The sequence below is a fragment of the Psychrobacter sp. genome (genome assembly GCF_036731945.1).
Classification (GTDB): Bacteria; Pseudomonadota; Gammaproteobacteria; order Pseudomonadales; family Moraxellaceae; genus Psychrobacter.
The window spans coordinates 7,289-12,338 of record NZ_DAINDI010000076.1; the positions used below are offsets into that span (position 1 = coordinate 7,289).

Here is a 5,050-nt window from a genome sequence, read left to right on the forward strand (position 1 = left end):
GTCAATACTCTCTCCAACGCCGCAGTGCGCGTGGCACCTGGACCCACAGCATTAATACGCACCTCAGGACCGAAGTCATGGGTCAGGTTAGCGACCATATGATTGACCGCCGCTTTTGATGCAGCATAGCCGCTCATATCTGGGCTCTTATTGACACTCGACATCGATGTAGTAAACACAATTGAGCCATATCCAGATTTTTTCATATGTGGCACGCATAACTGGCATAAGCGCCAGCCGCTAAAAACGTTTAATTCAAAGTCGCGACGAAAATCATCAACAGTGATTTTAAACGGATTTTCTTGCCCGCCACCGCCGCCGCCCGCGTTGTTAATCAAAATATTGATACTGCCAAATTCAGCGACTACTTTTTCTACCATATTTACTAAGTCTTCATCTTTTAAAATATTACACTCAATGGCAAATCCTCTGACGCCATATTCTTCGATATCTTTAACCGCCGCCTTAGCATCCTCTAATTTTAAGTCTGCAATCGCAATATTCGCCCCCGCTTGGGCCAAACGCAAAGCCGTCGCCTTACCAATCCCATTGGCGCCGCCCGTCACAATCGCCGTTCTACCGCTTAAATCAAACAATTCGTTGAATGCTTTGTATTGAAAATCTTGCATACCCAATCCTTATCATCATTATTATTATTTTTAAAAGCTACAGACTATTATTATGCGCGGCTAAAATTAAATGAGTGTGTCAAATTATCCGTGATTTGTAACGGGTGCATTTTATAATGCAGGGGTTTTTAGTATATCTATAAACTTTTAATAGCGCTGCAAACTTGCCTTTTAAATGTTAAGTGCTAAATTTAAAATATAAAAAAAGCCTTACTTCTTATAAGAAGTAAGGCTTTGGTGCTTTTGCAAGCTATATTTGGAGCGGGATAAGAGATTCGAACTCTCGACCCCAACCTTGGCAAGGTTGTGCTCTACCACTGAGCTAATCCCGCTAAATATCAAATCGTAATGTTGTTAACAACGACTACGTCTCGATAGGCTGGCTATTTTAGCAAATATTCTGTAGGTGTCAATAGCTTTTTTCAATTTTTTAGCCCGTAACTGAAGCTTTGAGTGGTTCTCGAGGCAAGAAAACATATATATTATTGATTTCAATTACTATTTTCATTCCTAATAATAACGCTATAAATTTAAAATATTTAGAAATTGTAGCAAATTTTATGACGCCTACTATAAACGCGTAGCAAACTTGCACTTAACGTATTTACAATCCTACTGCCGATTGTTACTTTTTCTGTCTAGGTTTTCACTTGCCAACATTATTATACTTATGCCTAACGATAGATAGTTGCGGTAGAGCCTTATCGTTTTGGTAGATCAGTTTTGGTAGATAGGCATGACAAGTTTTTAATCAGTTAACCTTTTTTAATAAGAAACCATCTTTACCGCGACCGCTTTCATCTTAATATTGTTTAATTTTTTTATATTTACAGCGAGGACGTTTTATGAAGAAGCTACTTACCACGACCGTCATGGCGGCATCTTTGTCGGCATTGACCTTGAGCGGTTGCTCTAGTACCACCAGCACCGGCGCTGTAGGCGTTGACCGTCAGCAGCTACTTTTGGTTTCTAGTGAACAAGTTCAGCAATTATCAGCGCAAAGCTACAATAAGAACATTCAAGAAGCACGTGCACGCGGTTTGCTTGACACCAATAAAGCCCAGCTCAATCGTTTAAAAAATATCTCTAATCGTTTGATTGGTCAAGTTGGCGTTTATCGTCCTGATGCGGCGAAATGGAAGTGGGAGGTTCACACCATTAAATCTAATGAGCTGAATGCGTTTGTAATGCCAGGTGGTAAGATTATGTTTTATACTGGTATCATTGATCGCTTAAATCTTAGCGATGATGAAATTGCCGCTATTATGGGGCATGAGATGTCTCATGCCCTACGTGAACACTCACGTGAGCGCTTATCACGTGAGTATGCAACGCAGACAGGTATCGGCGTCGCTGCTAGTATCTTCGGTCTATCACAAGGCCAGGCAGAACTTGCTAGCGTCGCGGGTGACTTGGGTCTTAGCCGTCCGCACAGCCGCACACAAGAAGCAGAAGCTGACCAAATCGGTCTTGAGCTGATGGCACGTGCAGGCTATAATCCGCAAGCCGCGATTACCTTATGGCAAAAAATGCAACGCGCCAGCCAAGGCGAGCCACCACAATTTTTGAGTACTCACCCAACCAGCAGCAACCGTATTGCGCAATTGCAGTCATTGATGCCTAAGGTAATGCCGTTATATCAAAAAGCGCGTCGTTAAAATTTAATGGCAAATGGTATTCATAGTAAATAGCAATAGACGACAATAATAGACGATAAAAGCAGAGCGTAATAAGGTTGCGCTCTGCTTTTTTGTGCGTATCAATAATCCGCTCTTTACTGGTATAGATGGCTTTGTAGAGCCTTGCAGTATAAATATCAGGGTCTGCTATAATAAGTGCCATCAGCCAATTAAAAGGCCAAGCATTACAATAACGAGGAATACTATGACAACTCATACGCCGACTGCAGACGCCCTAAATAAGGAACTGCAAGCCCTGCAAGCACAGCATATTGAACTGGTGAATGAATCAATGAACCATGCCGGTTATTTCGACGGCAAAGAAAGTCACTTTAAACTGACCATTGTCAGTGATGCCTTTGAAGGCAAACGCTTGGTGGCGCGGCATCAGCTCGTGTACAATCTAGCAAATCCGCTTTTGACCTCACAAGGTGGTCAAATTCACGCCTTGGCTATCCATGCTTATACGCCAACAGAGTGGCAAGGCCAAAGCCCTGATAGTCCATTATGTGCTGGACAAAATAAAGGCTAGTCTCAAAAATTATTCTTAACGCTATTCCCAAATAACATAGATAAGCTGGTAAACGGCACCTTTAAAGGAAACCCTATCCAATGAAACATCTACATATGCTCATGGCCGTCCTGTTGATTGCGCTGTTTTTATACCAAAGCTATGTGGTATTAAGTGCAAACAAAAAGCCGCCATTTGCGGTAAAAATATCGACCCATATTCTCTATGCCGTCATTATTATTTCAGGAGCTGGCATGCTGGTGCAACTCATGAGTGTTAATGCGCCAGTACAGTGGGTATTTGCTAAAGTTATCTTATTGGTTGCCGCACTCAGTGCCAGTATTAAAGCCTTTAATGATAAAGCCACGCCTAGCCAAAGAAAAACCGGCATTTTGATCGCGGGTATTGCCTATGTTGGTATTTTGGTACTCGCCTTTACCAAGCCGGGTAATTTGTTTTAATCGGGCCTAAAAGACATATTTTTCAATATCTTAATCGCCGTTTTTTTGATATCTTAAATAGATACCGTCACATTAACGTAGCCTAACGGAGACATTATGAAAACTCTCACTGCAGCAACACTACTCGCAACAGCTGGCGTTTTTGCTCTCTCGGGCTGCGCCTCAACGGGTAATATTACGCCGCAATACGTGCCACCGAGCACTTATCAAAGCTATGACTGCCAAGCACTAAGCCAAGAATATAACCGTGTCAATCGTTATGTAGACGCGGCCCGCAATGAGCAATCCACCTTGTCCGCCTCAGGTGTTGGCGTTGGGGTTTCCGCTGGACGTTGGGGTATCTCGCCTAATATCAGCTTTGGCGTGGGTAAAAGTAATAATACCAAAGCTCGTGATGCCAAATTATCTCGCCTCTATGGTGAGCGTGATGCCATTATCCAATCGGCTCGTATACAGCGCTGTAGCTTTGCCAATGGTATTAAGATTTATGGTGAGTAATCATTAATACCTGTTTCATAGTTTTGAAAGAATTTACAAACCAAAAAGCCAATACGCGATAAGCATATTGGCTTTTTTATGTTTAATCATGACGAGCAGTAACTCAGTCTGAGATTAAGAGTTTAAGCTTCTTACCCACTGTACGATTTGATCGCTTGGTAAGGCTCCAGACTGGCGCGCGATTTCTTTGCCGTTTTTGAAGGCTACCATCGTCGGCAAGCTACGAATATTATAAGGTGCCGCCGCTTGCTCATATTTATCGGTTTGTATTTTAGCAAACACCACGTGCGGCAGCTGGCTTGCAGCGGCTTTAAACTGCGGTGCCATCATTAGACATGGCTGGCACCAGCTCGCCCAAAAATCAACGATGGTCAATACCTCGTTTTTTTGAATGACTTTACTAACTGTTTGGGCGTTTAGCTCATGCGGACTGGCCGTTAATAATGGTTGACCACATTTGCCGCAGTTCGGTGCTGCATTAAGGCGTGCTGCAGGTACGCGATTGGTGGCACTGCAGTGCGGACAAACCAGATGAGAGTTTTGCTCACTCATTATAGAACTCCTTTAAAAATAACAGCGGCGGGCGTCTTATAACCTCTTATAAATAGACTAGCATCAAGATAACCGTTGCACGTATTGTGCTTGCGTAACTTTTTGCTTAATTGTATTTATCTACTTCTTGCCAGTTTTTTTGTTTATCTAAATATAATTGACGCTTAAAGCGCATTCAGTGGCACTTTTAGATAACGGGTGCCATTGTCTTCGGGTTCTGGAAAATGACCGGCATCGATATTGAGTTGTACTGACGGGATAATCAAGCGCGGCATCTCTAGCGTGGCATCGCGGCGCTCGCGCATCTCGACAAACTCCGCTTCATTGATGCCCTCTTTGACATGGATATTACCGAGCTTTTGCGCGGCTACCGTCGTGGTTGGACAATGCTTGCGACCTTGACTCGGATAGTCATGGCACAGATACATGATGGTTTCGTCAGGCAGTGCGAGCAATTTTTGGATAGACTGATACAGGGTTTTGGCGTCGCCTCCGGGGAAGTCACAGCGCGCTGTACCGACGTCTGGGGCAAATAGCGTATCACCGACAAAGACCACGGTTTTTTCATCGTCAGCGGCAAGATACGCCATATCCGCGCGTGTATGACCAGGCACATACATAGCAGTAATCGTAATACCGCCAAGCTTCAAGGTCTCGCCTTCATCGGTCAAGATATCAAACTGACTGGCATCGGTACGAAAGCTGCTATCAAAGTTAAAG

General features: G+C 43.5%; 7 protein-coding genes and 1 tRNA gene. 4 read left to right on the forward strand and 4 right to left on the reverse strand.

The genetic code is table 11. The features are described 5' to 3' along the window. Both V7D75_RS12725 and V7D75_RS12730 read right to left on the reverse strand, forming a co-directional pair. Positions 1-629: SDR family NAD(P)-dependent oxidoreductase (locus V7D75_RS12725; RefSeq protein ID WP_333614853.1), on the reverse strand; the 629-nt coding region annotated here is incomplete at its 3' end. A gap of 257 nt (positions 630-886) precedes the next feature. Further along, positions 887-961: transfer RNA gene (locus V7D75_RS12730), tRNA-Gly, on the reverse strand. Between the two features lie 513 nt (positions 962-1,474). Here V7D75_RS12730 and V7D75_RS12735 point away from each other — a divergent pair. The 4 genes from V7D75_RS12735 to V7D75_RS12750 all read left to right on the forward strand — a co-directional run bounded on the left by V7D75_RS12735 (position 1,475) and on the right by V7D75_RS12750 (position 3,778). Further along, positions 1,475-2,287, forward strand: a complete 813-nt coding sequence (locus V7D75_RS12735; RefSeq protein ID WP_333614847.1) for a M48 family metallopeptidase — start codon at positions 1,475-1,477, stop codon at positions 2,285-2,287. A 226-nt stretch (positions 2,288-2,513) separates the two neighbouring features. Then, positions 2,514-2,840: a BolA family protein gene (locus tag V7D75_RS12740; RefSeq protein WP_333614848.1), complete on the forward strand. Its 327-nt coding sequence runs from the start codon at positions 2,514-2,516 to the stop codon at positions 2,838-2,840. An 80-nt stretch (positions 2,841-2,920) separates the two neighbouring features. Next, entirely contained in the window at positions 2,921-3,280 is a 360-nt protein-coding gene (locus tag V7D75_RS12745; protein ID WP_068407573.1) for a SirB2 family protein, read from the forward strand. Positions 3,281-3,376: 96 nt separating this feature from the next. Then, positions 3,377-3,778: a hypothetical protein gene (locus V7D75_RS12750; RefSeq protein ID WP_333614849.1), complete on the forward strand. Its 402-nt coding sequence runs from the start codon at positions 3,377-3,379 to the stop codon at positions 3,776-3,778. A 114-nt stretch (positions 3,779-3,892) separates the two neighbouring features. Here the strand turns inward: V7D75_RS12750 and trxA are convergent, their stop codons facing one another. Together trxA and V7D75_RS12760 are read right to left on the reverse strand one after the other, a co-directional pair. Next, positions 3,893-4,330, reverse strand: a complete 438-nt coding sequence (gene trxA / locus V7D75_RS12755; protein WP_333614850.1) for a thioredoxin — start codon at positions 4,328-4,330, stop codon at positions 3,893-3,895. Between the two features lie 164 nt (positions 4,331-4,494). Further along, a partial coding sequence (locus V7D75_RS12760; RefSeq protein WP_333614851.1) for an MBL fold metallo-hydrolase occupies positions 4,495-5,050 on the reverse strand: 556 nt, incomplete at its 5' end.